Origin of the sequence: Domibacillus indicus (assembly GCF_023715895.1) — a bacterium.
In the GTDB taxonomy this organism is placed as follows: Bacteria; Bacillota; Bacilli; order Bacillales; family Domibacillaceae; genus Domibacillus; species Domibacillus indicus_A.
Map to the genome: position 1 here is coordinate 69277 of NZ_JAMBOO010000017.1, position 19211 is coordinate 88487.

Annotated in this window: 24 protein-coding genes and 1 pseudogene; 16 read left to right on the forward strand and 9 right to left on the reverse strand. The window is 40.8% G+C overall.

What is annotated here, in order from left to right:
• Positions 1–92: 92 nt before the first annotated feature.
• The 7 genes from M3221_RS18520 to M3221_RS18550 all read right to left on the reverse strand — a co-directional run bounded on the left by M3221_RS18520 (position 93) and on the right by M3221_RS18550 (position 5589).
• Complete coding sequence (locus M3221_RS18520) at positions 93–629, reverse strand: RNA-guided endonuclease TnpB family protein (protein WP_311316149.1); 537 nt, start codon at positions 627–629, stop codon at positions 93–95.
• Positions 601–1290 carry a zinc ribbon domain-containing protein gene (locus M3221_RS18525; RefSeq protein WP_251273203.1) on the reverse strand — a complete coding sequence of 230 codons (690 nt, stop codon included), beginning with the start codon at positions 1288–1290 and terminating at the stop codon, positions 601–603. Before M3221_RS18525 ends, M3221_RS18520 begins: the two co-directional genes overlap by 29 nt.
• Entirely contained in the window at positions 1287–1535 is a 249-nt protein-coding gene (locus M3221_RS18530) for a hypothetical protein (protein ID WP_251273204.1), read from the reverse strand. The genes M3221_RS18525 and M3221_RS18530 overlap by 4 nt, the downstream gene beginning before the upstream one ends.
• 134 nt (positions 1536–1669) lie before the next feature.
• Complete coding sequence (locus M3221_RS18535) at positions 1670–1957, reverse strand: hypothetical protein (RefSeq protein ID WP_251273205.1); 288 nt, start codon at positions 1955–1957, stop codon at positions 1670–1672.
• A 544-nt stretch (positions 1958–2501) separates the two neighbouring features.
• The gene (locus tag M3221_RS18540; RefSeq protein ID WP_251273206.1) at positions 2502–2651 is read right to left on the reverse strand and encodes a hypothetical protein; all 150 of its coding nucleotides are present in this window, start codon (positions 2649–2651) and stop codon (positions 2502–2504) included.
• A gap of 403 nt (positions 2652–3054) precedes the next feature.
• The gene (locus M3221_RS18545; protein ID WP_251273207.1) at positions 3055–3306 is read right to left on the reverse strand and encodes a hypothetical protein; all 252 of its coding nucleotides are present in this window, start codon (positions 3304–3306) and stop codon (positions 3055–3057) included.
• A 333-nt stretch (positions 3307–3639) separates the two neighbouring features.
• Entirely contained in the window at positions 3640–5589 is a 1950-nt protein-coding gene (locus M3221_RS18550; RefSeq protein ID WP_251273208.1) for an S-layer homology domain-containing protein, read from the reverse strand.
• A gap of 186 nt (positions 5590–5775) precedes the next feature.
• On the opposite strand from M3221_RS18550, the gene M3221_RS18555 reads away from it, so the two are divergent.
• From M3221_RS18555 to rpsI, 3 genes and pseudogenes are all read left to right on the forward strand, one after another.
• Complete coding sequence (locus M3221_RS18555; protein ID WP_251273209.1) at positions 5776–6045, forward strand: hypothetical protein; 270 nt, start codon at positions 5776–5778, stop codon at positions 6043–6045.
• 113 nt (positions 6046–6158) lie between these two features.
• A complete protein-coding gene (locus M3221_RS18560; RefSeq protein WP_251273210.1) occupies positions 6159–6461 on the forward strand; it encodes a hypothetical protein in 303 nt (100 codons plus the stop codon).
• Between the two features lie 1066 nt (positions 6462–7527).
• Positions 7528–7599, forward strand: a pseudogene (gene rpsI, locus M3221_RS18565) (30S ribosomal protein S9); the annotation flags it as partial.
• 367 nt (positions 7600–7966) lie between these two features.
• Here the strand turns inward: rpsI and M3221_RS26885 are convergent.
• Positions 7967–8107 (reverse strand): hypothetical protein, encoded by a 141-nt coding sequence (locus M3221_RS26885; protein WP_396120384.1) that lies wholly within the window; start codon positions 8105–8107, stop codon positions 7967–7969.
• Between the two features lie 361 nt (positions 8108–8468).
• Between M3221_RS26885 and M3221_RS18570 the strand changes: the two genes are divergently transcribed.
• The 13 genes from M3221_RS18570 (at position 8469) to M3221_RS18630 (ending at position 18765) form a co-directional block, all read left to right on the forward strand.
• Positions 8469–8828 (forward strand): DUF192 domain-containing protein, encoded by a 360-nt coding sequence (locus M3221_RS18570; RefSeq protein ID WP_251273211.1) that lies wholly within the window; start codon positions 8469–8471, stop codon positions 8826–8828.
• A 46-nt stretch (positions 8829–8874) separates the two neighbouring features.
• The gene (locus M3221_RS18575; protein WP_251273212.1) at positions 8875–9051 is read left to right on the forward strand and encodes a Flp family type IVb pilin; all 177 of its coding nucleotides are present in this window, start codon (positions 8875–8877) and stop codon (positions 9049–9051) included.
• A 160-nt stretch (positions 9052–9211) separates the two neighbouring features.
• Positions 9212–9721, forward strand: coding sequence for an A24 family peptidase (locus M3221_RS18580; RefSeq protein WP_251273213.1), 510 nt, complete (start codon positions 9212–9214; stop codon positions 9719–9721).
• Positions 9715–10089, forward strand: a complete 375-nt coding sequence (locus tag M3221_RS18585; protein WP_251273214.1) for a TadE/TadG family type IV pilus assembly protein — start codon at positions 9715–9717, stop codon at positions 10087–10089. Before M3221_RS18580 ends, M3221_RS18585 begins: the two co-directional genes overlap by 7 nt.
• Before the next feature lie 5 nt (positions 10090–10094).
• Entirely contained in the window at positions 10095–11000 is a 906-nt protein-coding gene (locus M3221_RS18590) for a pilus assembly protein TadG-related protein (protein ID WP_251273215.1), read from the forward strand.
• 11 nt (positions 11001–11011) lie between these two features.
• Complete coding sequence (gene cpaB / locus M3221_RS18595; protein WP_251273216.1) at positions 11012–11974, forward strand: Flp pilus assembly protein CpaB; 963 nt, start codon at positions 11012–11014, stop codon at positions 11972–11974.
• A gap of 3 nt (positions 11975–11977) precedes the next feature.
• Complete coding sequence (locus M3221_RS18600) at positions 11978–12820, forward strand: CpaE/TadZ family protein (protein WP_251273217.1); 843 nt, start codon at positions 11978–11980, stop codon at positions 12818–12820.
• Entirely contained in the window at positions 12786–14216 is a 1431-nt protein-coding gene (locus M3221_RS18605; RefSeq protein WP_251273218.1) for a CpaF family protein, read from the forward strand. The genes M3221_RS18600 and M3221_RS18605 overlap by 35 nt, the downstream gene beginning before the upstream one ends.
• 148 nt (positions 14217–14364) lie before the next feature.
• A complete protein-coding gene (locus M3221_RS18610) occupies positions 14365–15147 on the forward strand; it encodes a type II secretion system F family protein (RefSeq protein ID WP_251273219.1) in 783 nt (260 codons plus the stop codon).
• A 2-nt stretch (positions 15148–15149) separates the two neighbouring features.
• Positions 15150–16061 carry a type II secretion system F family protein gene (locus M3221_RS18615; RefSeq protein ID WP_251273220.1) on the forward strand — a complete coding sequence of 304 codons (912 nt, stop codon included), beginning with the start codon at positions 15150–15152 and terminating at the stop codon, positions 16059–16061.
• Positions 16062–16213: 152 nt separating this feature from the next.
• Positions 16214–17362: a glycosyltransferase family 2 protein gene (locus tag M3221_RS18620; protein WP_251273221.1), complete on the forward strand. Its 1149-nt coding sequence runs from the start codon at positions 16214–16216 to the stop codon at positions 17360–17362.
• Positions 17363–18082: 720 nt separating this feature from the next.
• Complete coding sequence (locus M3221_RS18625) at positions 18083–18349, forward strand: AbrB/MazE/SpoVT family DNA-binding domain-containing protein (protein ID WP_251273222.1); 267 nt, start codon at positions 18083–18085, stop codon at positions 18347–18349.
• Between the two features lie 14 nt (positions 18350–18363).
• The gene (locus M3221_RS18630) at positions 18364–18765 is read left to right on the forward strand and encodes a type II toxin-antitoxin system death-on-curing family toxin (protein WP_251273223.1); all 402 of its coding nucleotides are present in this window, start codon (positions 18364–18366) and stop codon (positions 18763–18765) included.
• A gap of 276 nt (positions 18766–19041) precedes the next feature.
• Here M3221_RS18630 and M3221_RS26890 read toward each other — a convergent pair whose 3' ends face one another.
• Positions 19042–19209 carry an IS3 family transposase gene (locus M3221_RS26890; RefSeq protein ID WP_396120271.1) on the reverse strand — a complete coding sequence of 56 codons (168 nt, stop codon included), beginning with the start codon at positions 19207–19209 and terminating at the stop codon, positions 19042–19044.
• Positions 19210–19211: the final 2 nt, after the last annotated feature.

Below are 19211 nucleotides of genomic sequence, written 5' to 3' on the forward strand. Positions count from 1 at the left end.
CTGACGGTTGAAGTGGGGGATTCCTGGGCAAGAGGATCTTCGCCCCCCAGTAATCGGGCTAACCCCGTATTCCAACGGTTTTATGACCAATCTTAAATAGACTGAAGTGAAAGAAGCCGAAGGGCTTCTTTTTTAATATTCAGGCTTGCATTCAGGTCCCGGTCGTGACGCACGCCGCAGGACGGACACTCCCACACCCGGACAGCGAGATTTTTTACATCCGTATGCTGGTGGCCACACCCGGAACAGAGCTGGCTTGATGGGAAGAACGGATCGACTTTTATAATCGTCCGTCCGTACCACTTCGCTTTGTAGGCAAGCATTTCGTTGAACCTCGACCATGACGCACCGTGAATCCCTTTGCTTCGCTTTTTACTTTGGACGAGATTCTTCACCGATAAATTTTCCATCGCGATCACTTGGTTTTCATGAACAAGCCTGGTCGTCAGCTTGTGAAGGAAATCTTCTCTTGTGTGTTTGATTTTTTCGTGCAGTTTAGCAATCTGGACTTTATTTTTTTCCACGATGTGAACCTCTCCACCTAAATCAAAGATTTTGATGGAGCATCCCTTACCTTGAATACGGTACAACATCAGCTGGTTAAGCTTCCTTCGGAAGCCTGAGTGCATGATGGAGACTAATGAACGAAGACAAGGTCTGCGATGTCCTTATTGCCAGCTCAGGAACTTTTGCCTGAAGTGACAACCATTTCGTTTCCGAGATGGATTTTTGAAAAGCTCGAATGAAATAACGAGCTCCAATATTATAAGAAGCAGATAAATCCGCATGATAGACTTTGCCTGTTGAAAACGTGGCAAGGTCTTTTTTCTGGTTCCGTTCCACTTTTTCGGAGCCGTCGAACGCCAGGGCGCTGGTGTTTCGCGGATTGATCCAAGATATGCGCATGCCCAGGCAGTGCGCCATTTCTTCTACTTTGTTCTGGATGCCTATTTTCCGCCACCCGTGAAGCTTGAAACGAAGTTTCCTGGCTCCATAGAACCCCTTTGGGGTTTTCATTCTGCCCAGGTATTCGAATACGATAACGTCACAGTCATGCTTTGACGCGAATTTAACAATTTCATGGCTAGTGTGGCGGACAATATGCTGCTGGTACCCATTGATCTGCCGCCAAAAGTTTGGCGCAGGAATGCGGCCGCTTGCCCGCTGGGCTTTCCGCAGTTTGTTCGTTAACGTATGCAGCCGGTCTTTTTCTTTAGGCTGGTCAATAAACGTCCGTCCTAAGACAGTGCCTGTTGCATCGATAACCGAACAAACCGCAGAATTTGTCAATCCGAGGTCACCGCACACACTTTTTGCTCTTGAATAGGTGTTTTTGTTAAAGTAACTTTATTTTCATAACTGATGGAAAGGAAGAATTTCTTTCCCCGCTTAATCAGCTTAGGGTTGTTTTCTTTCCATTCCCAGACACCACATTTGTAGTGGTCTTGTCCTTTGAATTCGATATCCATCCATACCCAGTCATTCTGATAGAACACCTTAATTTGTGCAGATGTATCGGATGTTTTATTAAACATGTTCCCTCGATAAAAAACAGGGAATTCTTTATGTTCCGCCTGCAGGCGCGGAGGCTGTTTCTTAAATCTCTTTCCTTCGGAAAGAGCATACTTCTGCTCTTTTTCCCAGTTTTGATAGTTAGAGCGGAAGCTCTTTACTTTGCCAAAAGCAGAAGCAATGGCACTTCTACGGAAGTAGGACGGAAACTTATAAAAACGTTCGTTAAACTCTTTGTATTTCGGAAGAGGGTTTGATTTAGTTGCTGAATCAGTTTTTCTACTGCCGGCACAATCGATTTTGTTGTCAGGTTATCTGTATTATCAAACTCTTTGTCGATAACCCGGATGATGAAGGACAGGGCGTCATTGTAAATATCCAGCGTACTATTAAAGATTTCAGTCTGGTTTGTAATTTTGTGTAGCAGAGACTTCACAACTTTCATAGCCAAACCCTCCTTTCCATTTTTTAGTCTTTATGATATGTTGATCGTACCAAAATGGAAATCACTTGTAAAACGAAAAGAGAATTAGTAAGAGTAATGATAAGTAAGAATCGGCAAGCGATATAATAAAAAAAATATATAGGAGAACAGGGAAAATAAAGACCTTAGCGCCTAACCCCCACTAAATCGAAGATTTTGAAGGGGAATGCGGCGCTAATTTTTTGTTCAATTGGTAGCTATAAACAAAGGGGGAAGACAACGTGGCACCAATTCAAGGTTATGAGATTTAGCAGACGCTGAACGCAGGTTATTCATTCGAGCACATCAGAAGTACTTATCGTCTTTAACAGATAAAGAAGGTGAGCAGTACGGACTTGGAAACGTCGTAGAAGTGAAATCAAATCCGCAGCAAGCTGCAATTGATGTTCAGTTCTAAATGGAGAGTAGCAGCAATTCACAGCAAAAGGAACATGGTATTAAAAAACAAAATTAACAATAATGCGAAATTTATTTTAAAAAATAAAAAACCTAGTTATAGTTACTCTTATATAGATTGATCACACAAAAGAATGGCCTCATTTAACAACTGAATATCACCCTGGATTTGTTTTTTGATTTCAGGATCACTGTACTGGTAATAGTCATTAATTAATTTACCTAATTCTTTGTATAGAATAAATGTTAATTCTTGCATGAATTACACTCCGTTTTTGGCTTTATTATCACGAATCTATCTTTATTTTATGATGATTAGGTTTACGAGACTATATAAATATATCCAATTACTTAAAAATATGCATGAATTAGAAATTAATTGAACAAATTGATTGTGGAGGAAGTTTAAAGATAAAAAAGCAGCCAGGTGTAAGGAACCTGACTGCAGAAACGGCTTACCAGTACCGTATTATAGACGATTCAAGAAAAATTTATACAAAAAAGCCAAGGAGGTTCTCAAACTCCAAGGCCATCAAGAACGTTAATTTATCGCAAGGGGATTAACGTCTCAGTAATGATCATTTCCCTCACCAATAGAAAATATACAAAACAAAGCTGAGGAAGCTCCTCAGCTCTTTAAGATAATACGGATAAGTTTTATTTTAAGATACTGGGGACGCACTTGTGGAGAACAAAACAACAGCAGAAATTAACTTATTGAATTTTTCTTGAGTTAGTCCTTCTGTTTTGTCAGCAGTTTTAGTAATTCCTTCAGTTGATGCTGGTGCTGCGTCTTCTTTAGTAGTTGTTACTTCGATATCTTCCATTTCGTTATCGGCGACCACGGCAAGGATAATCAATATAATAATAATTCCGATGATACCCAAGCATCCAAACTTAAAAATTTTGCCCATTTGTAGTATTCTCCTTTATATCTATTAAAAGAATACAGGAGGGATTTAATGGATAAAATCCAATTTTAAAACATTTCGGTGTAATAAGGAAAAAAAATCGTACTGGTCATTAACGGTCCATCCATAATGTAGGAGAAGAAGAACGGTTAACCCGCTTCTTCCTCCTCCAATGAGCTGTAACTGTATCAATATTGATCCTTTAACAAAAATTTATACATTTAATTAAATATGAAGTTAAAGAAGAGGCTGACGCAGAAGACATTTATTAAGCTAAAAGGCAGGCTGAAACTGTTTCGAATATACCATTTACAGAATGTTTTTCTATTTTATAAATTATAGGATTTGATCAAGCAGACTGTTGTCGCCCATCCCCCCCTCAATCAGTCCACTGCCAAGCTGGCCGCCACCTAAAAGTTCATCCAGCAGATTGTCAATGCCTGTGAGTAGACCTTTTGTAACCGTAATTGTTACGGGATTACCTGTAGATGTTTGTGTACCGGATGTAATTTTTGGAGTAACGGTGATTGTATCGCCTGTTGTAAGTCCCTCCAACAGACGCTTTACAATATCTTCATTCGTAAAGGTGTATTCAATATAACCACGGTCAATGTCCGCCTGGGTAATAATCTTTGTTAAAGTTTCATCCTCTGCTCCGTCTACTGTTAAAGAAAGAGTGCTGCCTGCTTTTAGTTGCTGGAGGCCTTCTCCTTTCAGGTCAATACGCAAAGCCTGATCGCCTGATAAGATGGAAAGTAAATCCGAAACCGTTGCATCCGCTAAGTCAACCACTGGCTCCAAGAGCGGCAGTACAGGAAGCTTAATACTTCCTATGGTTCCACTTAGCTGATTCCCATCGCGGTTCACAGTAGCTTCTATATCGAGCAGCTGTCCCCCCGTTAGATTTCTTAAAATGTCTGTGCTCAGGGAAAGGTTTACAAAACCTTTGTTAATATCTTCCTGTGTGAGTGTCGCTGTCAGCAGGTTTGTTCCATCTGCACGAAGTGAGATTACATCTCCTGCATCCAGGCCGCTTCCCGGGAGAAGGTTCAGGCGAAGCAGATTAGAACTATTTAACAGTTCATCCAGTGAGATCGAACCGTCTAGCAGGCCGCTGTCTAAAATGTCGAGATCAATTACACCATCAAGGATACCGTCGCCAGTTCCTACTTCCAAGAAGACATCTGCCGGTACTGTTTCAACGGTCCATTTCGAGCCGTTCCATGCTATTTCTACTTCTACATCTGTGCCTCCAAGATTAACATCGAACTCCGCTGTTTCGCCTGTTTTTGCGCCTGTGTCTGTTATAAGCGTCAATGTTGTCCCGCTGTCACTAAGGATTACTTCCGCGTCGGCAATCGTTCCGTCCACTGGGCTGATCACGCCATCTTCACCAATAGAATCGGTGAACGAAAGCTCAACATCGTTTGCATCCGCTCCCGCACCTGCTGTAAAGGAAATTTGTTTGAGCTCCAGGCCATTAATCGCAGTTGTCAGGTTTTTCGCAGCCTGGTCAACTTCTCCCTGCGAAGCATTGGTATCATTTAAAACGTCTCTCGCTGCATCAAGGGCATCTTCGAGGTTTTGCCAGCTTTCCTCTGTGTAATAGCTCTCATCGTAATTACCCAAATCATTAATTAAGCCCTGTAAGCCTGATTTATTGACTTCTTCTCCCTTAACCGGGAATTTAGAAACTCGATAAAGGAAAATTGCAAACTCCCCGCGTGTAATTGGGTCTGCCGTTCCGAAGGTGTTTACATCTTTTCCTGATGTGATCCCGCTTTCGAGCAATGCACTAACCGCTGCCCAGTATCGCTCTGGCACGTCAGTAAAGGGGATATTATCCACGGTGGAAGAGCCAATAGTGTATGCTTTGGCCAGCATAAGAGCCATTTCCCCGCGTGTGACATTTTGCTGGGATGCGAATTGCGTTTTATTTTTCCCATTTACAATACCTTTTGCTTTAAGTGCTGCAACATAAGGCTCGCCTCGTTTCGGTACATCCGTAAATCCGGATGGCGGCACACCATCAGTTTCTAATTTTAATGCTTTTGCCAGCATAATAGCAGTATCCACGCGCTTGATCGGAAGTTGTGTGCCAAATTGAGTACTTGTGATCCCATTGGTAATTTTCTGATGAACTAAATAATCTACTGCCTCTTGATACCGGGAAGAAACATCCGAGAAATTGGATGCTGCCTTTGTGTACGAGGACGCTGGACTGACAGCCAGTCCGGCAGCAACTGCTGTGAGTGCTGCTTTTTTATAAAAATGATTTTTGTTCATCGCGTAACCTCCAGTTTTGATTTGAACAACAATCACAATATTATGTAAAAAACAGGTGTGTTATGAAGAATAATCCAAAAACCCAATATAGCTAACAAATAAGATATATTGAACAAAGGATACAGCTGTTTGGTAAACTAATTACCTTTTTCAGTATTTTTAGGCATAATAGTTTTTAAGGAGCAATTGGATAACCAGTTGATTTGGCTCGGTAGTTTGCAATGCGAAATAGATAGACATTTTTTTATGAACTCAACCCGTTTTTTAGTAATGACTAGGGTACTGAACAGACGCGGAAAACCCGTGTGCTGTTTGGTGCCCTTTTCTATTTGTCCAAAAGGAGTAGATGAAAACAATGAAAGAGCAGCTAAGACAATGGTGAGAAGTGAATACGGTTCCGGCTCCAGCGAAAAAGAAACAGAAAAAGCGCAAGCCAAAGCAGCAACAGCCTGTTAAAAAGCAAGAGAAGCTGCCTACTCAAGATTTAAGGTACTTGATGAATACAAATATGAAAATATTGCGCCGAGGCCGTGATGGAGCATACAAGTAAAATATAAAGGAGAATGAACATGCGGACACTCATTTACCAATATAAACAATCTCTAAGAGTGCTAAAGGAAATGAAAGCAACGATTAAAGCCAAACAGGAATTATCCGAACAAAAAATCCAAGATAAGACGCTTATTAACAGTATGATCAGCGAAATGGAACCTGCAATTCAATGGCCGAGATCTGGCTGGAATCCCGACGCAAGAGGTGGGGCGGATCGGACAGGAGCTTATACGTTGGATCCCAAATTGATTGAAGCAATTGTATCAAATCGAGAAGCCCATGAAGAGATCAGTCTTTCTTTAATAGAAAAAATATATTGATTAAGAGGATATGAAAATAAGTTTATTCATTCGAATTAAAAGTAAATGTTAAAAAGTTTTTTTATTGCTGGAAAACTATCCGGATGACTCTGAGTCGGCTTTAGTATTTGTAAGATTTTTGCGAGCTTTTTTAAGGACAGATGCTAGTAAAGAAGCGTTGCCTGCAATTGAAGTTATGACATTGATAAAACAGCATAAGCCTATTGTATTTCAGACTATGAGAAAACTTTCCGAGAAAGATAACGTTTTAGCCTTTCTAACGGGTTTATCAATGGATATTTATGAAGCAGAGACCAGGCGTGAACCTCTCCACCTAAATCAAAGATTTTGATGGAGAGGTTCACTAAAATGTTTGAGCGTTTCGTACTTGAAGGTTGTGCACATGTGCTTGCAGAAGAAGTGTAGTTAAACGCACAAAAAAGACCACGGAGGACTCTATGCCCACAGCTTAAACGAGACTGCGTGGTATGTGGAACCATGTTTATACATCGAGCGATATAAACAAAAAAAGGCCGCGGAAAGATCCACAGCAAGGTTGGGGGTAGCTATGTACAAGAATGACTCGAACATTAGATAGTGGTGGGATACCACTGTCACTCTTTTACCCGCTTCGATGCAAAGGTAAACCACATACACAAAAAAAGACCGCGGAAAGATCCGCGGCAAAGACTGATTATGTAGCAAAGGGTTGAAACTCGCAGGAGGTAGTAGGGAACTACCACGATTTTTAGTTTACCCGCTTTGATGCAAAGATAAACCAAATAAATAAAAAAGGCTGCGGGGACAGCACCGCAGCAAAAGACAAGATATCGGGTAGGGGGTTTAAAGTGAAACCATGTCTTGGGTTACTTACCCGCTTTTTAGAACAATAAACAACAAAGCGGAAATTTGCGAAATCACGCCGCGACGCATAAAAAAGGCCGCGGAGAGAGTTCCGCAGCAAACAGTGTCGCATATGTAGAGAAACTAGGAGATGGTATTGGTTACCACGATTAATCCTTTACCCGCTGTGCCGAGAAGATAAACCACAAAGAAAAAAATTATATATATGAACCATGCTGAAAGTGCTGGAATAAAAGAACGTAAAAAATACGGTCTTAAAGGCGCTCGTCGCGCACCTCAGTTCTCAAAACGTTAATTATCAACGTTTCAAAGGCTCTCAACCATTTTGGTTGGGGGTCTTTTTTATGCTTAAAAAGAGCTTTTGACCACGGTTTGACCACGTAATATTTTTTGACCACAATTTACAGTTCAATGTACCTTTGGAACTTTGCTGCTGTCTGCTCTTTTCAATAAAGAATTGAGCTTTTCATTTAGGGTAAGCCAACCGGAGGGGAATCATCTCGAGTGAAAACAAATTTACCATTATCCAGGTGATCCCCATTGGCTAAATTCGCTTCATTTTGCCGTACACGCCATTTGTTTAGTAGAGCAGGGGTTTTGGCTATCTAGACTAAGTAAACGTCTTGAATCCTTCTTTTAGACGTCTGAAGGAGAAAATCACCCTAGTTATGAGAATATGTTTTTACTAAGCGGATAGAATTTTCCTTAAAGTCAATATCATCCCATACAAGTGCTAATAACTCACCTTTGCGTGACCCAGTATAAATTATAAGGTGAAAAAGTCCATGGTCACGAAACGACAATTCATTTTTAGTTACTTCTAAGAAGCTTTTTAATCCATTCTACTTCCAGTAATTCCGCTGATCGATTCCGCCACTCTCATTGATCAGCTCTTGTGATTGCTTCGGTATACTAACATGCTCCAGCGGATTCTTTAAGATAATATCCATTTTCAAAGTTTATTATTTGACCTATGAAAAAGCTAATCTAAAAACCTCCTGCTAGGAGAAGGTTTTTAGATTAGGAACCTGGGGTAAGAATTAAATATAGGAATTAATTTCTAGGTTAGGAGAATGGTAGAAAGGGTAATCCAGGGGATATTTTATTTTATCGAAACCTAGCATAGTAAGCCTTGTAAGTTGTTCAACAAAGGCAAGGGGGTGTTTGGAAATAAAACTGCTGAACCTTCAAACGAAACAGATCATTGCTAAGGAGGTGAAAGTTGCTTATCGTTTTTGGTCAAGATTTAAAGGCTTGATGTTGACAAAAAGCATGCCTGATAACCTGGCTCTTCATATATCACCTTGTCCTTCCATCCATACTTTCTTTATGAGGTATGAGATTGACGTATTATACCTTAATAACAAAAAAGAGATTGTGGGAATCGAAGAAAGCCTGGTACCAAGGAAAATAGGAAAAAGGTTTTCAAAAGCCGAATCAGTGATCGAGCTTCCGGCAGGGAGAATAAAAGACACCTCAACGACAGTTGGACAAACTGTTGCTTTTATAGAAACAAGAAAGTAATCAAAAAAACAATATTAACTTTATTTATATAAAAGGAGGGAATTACGTGTTAGAACTAATGAAAGGTTTAATCATCGAAGAAGAAGGACAAGGGATGACGGAGTATGGTTTGATTCTTGGATTGATTGCGATTGCTGCTGTTGCTGCGCTAGGTTTGTTAGGTGACGATATTGGAGCTACCTTTAAAGATATTACAGATAAGTTACCAGGAGGAACACAATAGGGTACCTGGAGGAATGCCAGATACAATATCGGGTAAAAATGGATAATAAACTATAAATTATCTTGCTCAGTAAAGTGTTTTTCTGTTTAAAGCTAGGACCCTATTAAAAATAGGGTCCTTTTATAAGACCTAGCAAAAATCGAATGAAAGGACGGCCGGTATGATCGACCTTTTTCTACTAGTGATCCTATTAATCTGTGTCATTACCGATATAAGAAGCAGAAAAATTTATAACAAAGTTATTTATCCGGCGTTAATAGCAGCGTTTCTCTTTCATTTTGCCATCGATGGCTGGGAGGGCATCAGCTATTCCTTTATTGGATTTTTGATTGGATTTGTCTTATTACTGATCCCTTATATGATGAGGGGAATGGGAGCAGGAGATGTTAAGCTTCTTGCTTTAGTCGGAGCATTAAAAGGAGGAACCTTCGTATTTGAATCCTTCATCTATATGGCACTAATTGGCGGAGTTATTAGTTTATTTATCATCCTTATCCGAAGTGGAGCTCTTAAGTCCGTTGTCCAGTTTTTATCTGGCTTAAAAAACGGGACAGTTTATTACTCGTTTCATACAAGCGATGCACTTAAGGTAAAGTTTCCATATGGTATTGCGATTGCAGGGGGAACGGTCCTTTCCATGCTAGCAGAGAGGATGCCAGGTATATGGTAAGGAAGGAAGACGGCCAGTCTATCGTCGAGTTGGCACTTGCATTGCCAATAGTTCTTCTTTTACTAGTTGGGATTATTGATTTTGGAAGAGTGATGTTCATCCATCTTAATCTAGAGCTTATAGCCCAGGAATCCGTAAGACTTGGCGGATTGGGCAGAAGTGACGAGGAAATTCGTGCATATGCCCAAGACCGGGTTAGCCTAGAAGATCCTTCACGGCTGGCAGTGAATATTACTCCAAGTGGAATAAGAAAATCCGGAACATATGTGACTGTAGAATTAACTTACCCGGAAAATCTTCTCGAGCCGCTAGGTGATTTGGCGATTCCATATACTATTAAAACTAGTTCAACCATCAGAGTGGAGTAATGTAGATGAAGAACTTTTTAAAAAAAGAGGAAGGCAATGTCATTGTTCTTCTTGCATTTGGTTTAGCAGTGATGATTTCCATGTTAGGGTTAGTTATTGACGGCGGGCATTTATTTGTTACGAAAAGCCATTTGCAGAAAGCAGCCAATGCCGCCGCATTATCGGGGGCACAGGAAATTCCAAACGATGAAGCAGCTGTCCAGGAGGTTATTAACAGGATTTTGGTCTCGCATAATGAAACAACCAGCCTGGTACAATCCAGTATAAAGAACAGCAGCGAATTGCATGTCGTACTGGAGAAAAATGTTCCTGTCTTTTTTTCATCTTTATTTGGCGTAGAAAATGTTCCTATAAAAGTCGAAGCTAAAGCGGCCTTAAAGCCATTGGGGGAAGCGAAAGGGGTAGTCCCTTTAGGAATTGAAGAGTCGGTTAATCTTCAATATGGGCAAACTTATCAATTAAAAGTAGATTCCGGTGATTCCACATCAGGGAATTTTGGAGTTCTTGCCCTTGAAGGCCCGGGGGCCAAGCTTTATAGAGAAAATTTACTGTATGGTTTTGATCAACCCTTAAAAGTGGGTGATATTCTCAATACACAGACAGGTAATATTGCTGGAGCAACAAGAGAAGCTGTTAACTACAGAGCTAATGGATGCCAGCAGCCGCCCGGGGAATATGATCAAAGGGATTGTTCAAGGTTGATGCTTGTTGTGGTTTTTAAAGACATATCCACTGGAACACAACGGAAAAGTGTCAAAATAACCGGCTTTGCCTATTTTTATCTAACAGATCAAATGGGCAGTACGGATGATTCAATAAAGGGGATCTTTATTAAAAGGGCAGGGGCCGGTACTGCAGAGACGGCTGCGCCACTGGATCGCGGAGCTTATGCTATAAAGCTGACGGAGTAGGTGAATATCAAATGAAAACAAGGAGATTAGTATTTTTGGCCATTGTCTCCGGATTAATAACGACCATGCTTTTTTATGTGTTTTTAAAAAAGGAAATGGAAGGAACGGCGGGGCCGCCAGTTCCAATGGTCAAAGCGGTACAAGCCGTTCAAGATATTAAAAAGAACGAGAAAATCACTGAAGAAAATATTACAACAATTGAGATTCCAGAAGATCAGCTGCATCCCGAGACCGTACAGGATCCTCAGGCCATTTTGGGAAAACATACATCTGCCAATTTAAAGCAGGGCGAGATAATCATGCAGCATCGCATCCAGAAAACCGAGGAAGAGACTAAAGTAGTTTCAAGGAAAATTAAGGAAGGATACCGGGCTGTCTCGATTAGCACGGATTATGTAAAAGCGGTTTCCAACCTGATTGAGCCAGAAGACTTCGTCGATGTAGTGCTGATTGAACAAGTACCAAAATCCGCGCCTGAGTTTGTAAACACAGAGCTTATTCTAGAAAAGGTAAAAGTACTGGCTGTGGGAAAACGAATGGTTGAAAAAGGAGAAGTTTCGGAAGAGGCTAAGGAAGGAGCAGAACCTGAATATTCAGCTGTTACCCTTGAACTGAATCAGTATGATTCCATAAAGTTGATTAATGCGAGTGCAAGAGGAAACCTGCAGCTCGTACTTCATAGCAGGCTTTCGACAAAGAAAGTTAAACAGAGTAAAGACTCAATGGAGGAAACTTTCGAAAAGGCACCAGGTAGAGCACAATTCCTACCTGTACCAAAACGCTCCATCATTCGCGAAAAACCTCACCCTAATGCTCATGTGATTACAGTGATAAAAGAGGATACTGAACTCATTTTCTTTGGAGACGGAGACCAGCGAAGAGATGAAGAGGGCAGGCTCTGGTTCCGTGTAGAAACTCCTGATGGAAACCAAGGCTGGATCAGCAGCCGGATTGTGAAACAGAAGGGGGAATAAAAGATGGAGATACCCAGCGGAAAAAAGCAGGGGAAAATGTTAGCCATATGCAGTGCTGTAGGGGGAGTTGGAAGAACAGTCATTACGGTTAATCTGGCAGCTCTGTTAGCAAAAAGAAAAATAAGAGTAAGTATCTTTGATGCAGACCTGCAGTTTGGAGATCTTGCTCTTGCCTTGAATCTCGAACCTGTTTTTACGATCAAAGACGCAGTTGAACGGAATGATCTCCAAAATGTCCTAGACTATTGTCTCCTGCATGCATCAGGAATTCAGCTGCTTGCGGCACCAAAACGTCCAGAGTATGCAGATTTAATTACTCCGGAAAGTCTTGATTTAGGAATTGATGCGCTGCTTACTGAAACAGAGCTGTTATTGATTGAAACTCAGCCAGGGTTAAATGACCACAACCTTATGATCATGGAAAAGGCAGATCATATTTTGTTAGCGACAACTGCGGGAACGACTTCCTTGAAGAACACTAAATTAATGGTAGAAACCTTGGATGCTTTAGGTTTAAAAGACAAAATTATCTTAATCGTTAATCAATCAACCTCTTCCTCTATAGTCAAGAATGGGGATATCCCAAAATTAACGAAGGTGGAACAAGTGTTTTATTTGCCTTCTGATACGAAACAGGTTACCTATTCATTGGATATAGGCATCCCTCTTGTTACAAGCCATCCGAAGCTTACATTTTCAAAAGAAATGAATAAACTAGCTTCTCAATTTTTTCCAAAAAGACATGATCCAAAACTTAAAAGATTGTTAGCGAAAAGCATTCTTAAAATATTAGGATCAAGGGGGAAAATGAATGGGTTTATTGGAAAGACTTCAATCGAAGAGTAAAAGTGATTTAAAAACAGGAAATGAACAAGAAGAAATACCGTTACCAGAAGCAGAAAAAGCTCAAAAAGTAGAACCGCTGGCTCCCGAAGATATAAAATCTGCAGCAAAACCGAAAAAAAATAACATTGAAAAGAAAAAAACAAATGATGAGTACCAGCTGCTAAAAAATCTGACGTTTAAGCATATTTTAAAAGAACGAAAAAATGAAGATATCGAAGTGATCGTATCTGATTTGGAATCCATTATTTCTGAAATACTTCAGGAGAACCAAAACATAGGCAGGGTGGATTATTTAGAGAGGCTAAAGAAAGAGCTGACCAATGATCTGACAGGTTATGGGCCGATCAATCCTCTACTTTTAGATGATGAGGTATCAGAAGTCATGGTAAATGGCCCACATCAAGTTTATGCCGAGCGCGGCGGCCGGTTGGAGCTGACAGATATAACCTTTCGTGATAATGAACATGTGATGGCTGTATTGGAAAAAATTGTGGCGCCACTTGGCCGGAGAATTGATGAAAGCAGCCCTATGGTTGATGCACGATTAAGTGACGGTTCAAGGGTAAATGCCATTATTCCACCGCTTGCGCTGGGCGGTCCCACTATTACAATTCGTAAGTTTTCGAAAGATCCTTTTACAGTTAAGGATTTAATCCGCTTTGGAACCTTAACCCAGGAAATGGCTGACTTTTTAGAAGCATGTGTAAAAGCAAAACTGAACATATTTGTCAGTGGAGGTACCGGTTCGGGAAAAACGACTACTTTAAATGTATTGTCTTCTTTTATTTCGAATGAAGACCGGATTGTTACGATTGAGGACGCGGCAGAGCTGCAGCTTGGGCAGGCTCATGTAGTATCACTCGAAACTCGTCCCCCAAACATTGAGGGAAAAGGAGCTATAACGATTCGGGAGCTTGTTCGGAATTCCCTGCGTATGCGCCCGGACCGAATTGTAATTGGGGAGGTACGGAGCGGGGAGGCGCTTGATATGCTGCAGGCCATGAATACAGGACATGACGGTTCCCTGGCAACTGGACACGCGAATAGTCCTAGGGACATGCTGGCCCGTCTTGAAACGATGGTTTTGATGGCTGGCATGGAACTGCCGATTAAAGCCATTCGTAATCAAATTGCTGGAGCTCTTGACCTCATTATTCAGCAGTCCAGGTTGAAGGATGGTTCAAGGAGGATAACCAATATTACGGAGGTTCAAGGTCTTGAAGGGGATGTCATTGTCCTCCAGGATATATTCGTTTTTCAGCAATCCGGAGTCGGGCCAGACGGGAAAATTATCGGAAAACTAGTGCCTACCGGGGTTCGGCCGAAATTTTACGAACGAATGGAACGTGAAGGTATACACCTTCCTGCCTCCATCTTTTTAGAAAAGGGGGAATAAACCGATGGTGGAAATATTAATACTATCTTTTTTTATAACCTGTTTCCTGACCCTTTTGGCGGCCTTCTCTTTTACTCATCCTCAAAAACAAGAGGCGAAGAAGGGGGAGCCAGTTACTTTAAAAGAGTTTCTTAAAAAAGGAAATGAAATGTTAAAATCTTTGCTGGTTAGGAAGAAAGACAGCAGGCGGCGTGAGAGACTTGAACAAAAAATAAGTCTCGCAGGAATTCCATTAAAAGCGGAGGAGTTTGTTGTCTTTCAATGGTTTGCTGTTCTTATTGTGGGTGGCCTGTTTTTTCTGCCGTCCCATCAAATGGTCATGTTCCTAGCAGGAGGCCCTCTCGGTTATTATATGCCTTTATTGTGGCTGAAACAGAAGCAAAAAAAGCGGATAGAATTATTTAATGCCGGTATGCCGGGAATGTTGACGTCAATTATAGGTTCATTGAAAGCCGGCTTCAGTTTTCTCCAGTCCCTGCAAATGGTCGCTCAGGAGTCTGATTCTCCGGTGAAGGAAGAAATTGAGTTTGTTTTAAAGCTGCTTCAATATGGGACGAGCATGGAAGAAGCCTTAATTGAATGGAAAAAGCGGATGCCAAGTGAGGATTTGGATTTATTAGTAGAGGCAATATTAATTCAGAAACAGGTTGGGGGGAATCTCGCTTTTTTGCTCGAAAAAATTGTCGATACCACCAGAGCGAGAAACAAGCTTGAAAATCAGGTTAAAACACTTACAGCTCAAGGAAGATTGTCCGGTCTGATTATCGGCTTTCTTCCTATCGGATTAGGAGGCATTATTTATTTCCTAAATCCTGAATATATCGGCCCTCTTTTTACTCACCCCATTGGCCGAAGCTTGTTAATTGCCGCGGTAATTAGTGAAGTGATAGGGTTTATGTTCATTCGGAAAATCACTACAATTGAGGTGTAAAAATGCTTTTGTATATAAGCTTTTTTATCTGTGCGAGCCTGTTTTTCTATTCGATCCTCGCCCTTGCGTTTAAATTTGAAAAGAAGACAAATATACAAAAGAGAATAGATTATTATTTTCTTCATGATGCCTCTTCAGGCGTAGAAATGGAGTTGGAGGAAGAGCTTTCTTTTTCTGACCGGATAATTAAGCCTTTCTGGAAAAGCTTTAAAACCAGGTTGCAAAAAAGGCTAAACAAAGAAAAGGCTTCCCAGTTGGACTTAAAGCTTGCCCAGGCAGGCCACCCTTTTGGGGCTAGCGCTGTGGAATTTAAAATCTTTCAAGTTTCCCTTATGGTTATTTTCCCTATAATAGCAGGAGGGTACGCTTTTTTATTGCATGTCCCTTTTACTATAAAAATGATCATCTGTTTGGTTTCGTTTTTGGGGGCAATCATGCTTCCTAAATATTACTTAAAACTGAAAATCGGGAAAAGAAGCAAATGGGCTCTGAAGGAACTTCCAGATACACTTGACTTGATTACGACCAGTCTTGAAGCGGGCCTAGGGTTTGATGCTGCTTTAAGCAAGGTTGTTTCGAAAAGGAAAGGAGTTGTGTCCGACGAGTTTAAGCTTGCGCTCGAAGAAATCAGGCTGGGAAATACAAGAAAAGAGGCCCTTATCGGAATTCGAGAGCGTTTGCCAGTCGAGGAGTTAAAAACCGTCATAAGCAGTATTATTCAGGCCGAAAAATTGGGAATTGGATTAGTCTCGGTTCTTAGAGTTCAAACGGAAGATATACGGGAACAAAGGAAGCAGAGAGCGGAAGAAGCCGCAATGAAAGCACCAATAAAAATGATGTTCCCTCTAGTTCTCTTTATCTTTCCTACTTTATTTATCATTCTGTTAGGGCCCGTTATTTTAGAGTTTATTTAGGTTTTATCATCTTCGGCGAGAACACCCCCACTTCAAGCTTCTGGCTAAGTGGGGGTGTTCTCGCCGAAGATGATAAAAAGGATAAAAAGAGAGGGGGAAACATTATTCTTACTGTTTCTGTATTATCAATCATTTGTCTTTTCAGCATTACGGTGCTGCTCATTCAAACGGCAACGGGATTAGAGAAAATTCCTATAATTACACGCAAGGCAGCAGGTATAAAACAAGGACCGCTCGTTACTGTCATTATTGCCGCCAAAGAAGAAGAGAAGCATATTGAAAAAACGATTAAATCTTTGTTCAATCAAATATACAGCAATATGGAAGTGATTGTCGTAAACGATCGCTCCGAGGACAACACGGGGAAAATTGTGGACAAGCTGGCCAATAAAAAGGAAGAACACAAAGATATTCGGTGTGTTCCTATTCATATTCATTGCCTTCCTGATGGCTGGCTTGGAAAAAATCATGCATTGCATCAAGGGTATATACAGTCGAAAGGGGACTACCTGCTTTTCACAGATGCAGACATTACCTTTCATTCTAAGAGCCTGTCAAATGTCATGGAATATGTGACAGCTAACCATGCGGAACATTTGTCCATGTCTCCTCATTTCCGCTGTTCATCGTTTTCTTTAAAAGCGTTTATTCATTTGTTTTTAGGTATTTTCTGCTTTATTGTGCAGCCGTGGAAGGTATTTGAACAAGGTGACAAACAACAAGGCATGGGCGTAGGTGCTTTCAACCTTATTAAAAGAAGTACCTATCAAGACCTTGGCACGCACCAGGCCTTTCCGCTTGAACCACTTGATGATGTGGAACTTGGAAGAAAGGCGAGTGCCTTAAACTGCAACCAGCACTTTGTCATTGGGAAAGAACTGATTGAAGTAGAGTGGTACCCAACGTTAAAAGGAGCCATTAATGGATTTAAAAAGAACTTGTTTGGGGCAGCAGGATATAAGCTTAGCAATGCGATTATTTTTACCTTAGTTCTCATTCTGCTAGGCATTTATCCATTTATCGGTGTTTTTCTGTTTGAAGGGTGGAACTTTTTCATTTGTCTACTGTCCTTACTTTTCTTATTTACGCTTTACACAATTGGTATCCAAAAAGTATCATTTCCTTCCTGGAGTTTTATCGTAGAGCTGGCGAGTTTCCCACTTACAATCATATGCTATATTTACACTCTCCACTTGTCCGCTTATGCTGCTATTAAAATGGGTGGTATTTATTGGCGTGGCACTTTTTATTCGTTGCAGGAATTGAAAAAGGCGAAGCAGGGAGAGCGCGCTGCCAAGTAAATAGGTATTATATTGACTATTAAAAATCACAGGCGAATTTTTGCCTGCTGAATTTGTACATTGTCATCACTACGTACCTACAAATAGGGGAGGAACAGATGAATTCAGTAATCTGCGCATCCTTAACAAGATGGCCCATATACTGATACACGCAACAGACGCCCAAACTATTAACAAATATCTTGATATGCTCAGACTAAATAACGACGCAATCAAGAAAGTTAATGAATATCGTAAAATGTGTAACTTAGAACCTATCAGTTAAAAGCTATTGAAAGATGGAATGCCGTGTGTGATGAAAGTCGCTCGCACGGTGTGGAGCGGGGGAAAGGCAGCGATAACTTCAAAGTCTTACCTATCGCTATAAGACGACCAGCCCAGAAAGCGGAAAAAGTATTATCTGTCCTTAAATACACAGGAGCAAGTCTTTCGATGCTGGTTTTGCGGTGAATCCGGCGGTGTTTTCCGGTTCATGGCTCTTCTCGAGGGCGTGTCGGAAAATGAAGTCATCGACAGGTACCGTAAAAAGAGCGGCAGCACCTACGAACGGCACCCGGCTGAGAAATTAACGAGCAGCCAGTGCAAAATGATGGGGCTGGATGCAAAGAATTCTCGAACTTGCAGAGTATCGGAAAAACTGTATAATTGTTATAACAGTAAAAATATATAACTCATTGATCCGTTTTTTCTGCATATACTACTAAGAAGGGAAGAATAAAAATGGCGGTGAAAGAAGTGGAAAGAAAAATAACTAAGATTGGAAACAGCCTAGGTGTCACATTTCCTCAGGAAGTGCTGGAGCATTTAAAAGTAAAACAAGGGGAGTCTGTTGTATTCCGTATTGGTCAAAATGGAGAAGTGATTTTTAAAAAGCGCCCAGCTGTCAATGTAGAGGGGTTCGAGGATATTGATGAAGATTTCCTTGAGGGAATGAAAGAGATGTTTAGCCAGTACGATAACACGCTTCGTAATCTGGTAGATCGGTAATTGAGGTAAAGCAGATGATCAAATTCCTTACGCACAAACAGGTCATTTTTTTGAATGGAGTGGTTATTAAAAGATACTCACCAGACGAAATGATTGGTGTGAAAGACGAAAAAATGCTGGATAGTGCACTAATGCGCCCTCAGTCTTCCGCTTTTGGAGAAGATGCCTATCCGAGCTTGACGGAAAAAGCGGCTGCGCTGTATGCGAGTCTGGCACAAAACCATGCATTTCAAAATGCGAATAAGCGGACAGCCTTTGCCTGTTTGCACCAGTTCCTTTGGATAAATGGCTATAGGCTGCAGATTCCTGAAAAAGAAGCGGAGGACTATACTGTATATGTGGTAAATGAAAAACCGCCCATTCAGCTTATTAGCGATTGGATCAGTGAACATATTTCCAAAAAAAATAATGGCTGATGATCTATGCTGTTGGGTAGGGCTAAAAACTTGATGCTAATAGTTATTATTAAAATATTAATAGCCTAATGGCAATAACCCTAATTAAAAAGGCTCTTATATTCACATAGATTTGTGAATATAAGAGCCTTTTGGGTGTGTGAAACTATTCGATAGCTATATTATATGAAAAGTTTAAAATTGCTCTTAAATATGCTTAAAATTCCATTAGCAAGACAATTAAAAGTTACTAAGCACAGGTGTACATAAGCGAAAGTGTGGATTGTCAACACTAAATCAGACAGCTTTTTTAAGGGACGATTGTTTGTATTCAATCGGGCTTACATAGCCTAGTGTTCCATGAATACGCAGCTTGTTAAACCAGTTGACATAGTCACTGAATTCAAGCGCAAGATGCTCCTGGCTATCAAATTTCATTTGGCTGACAAACTCTGTTTTGATGATTT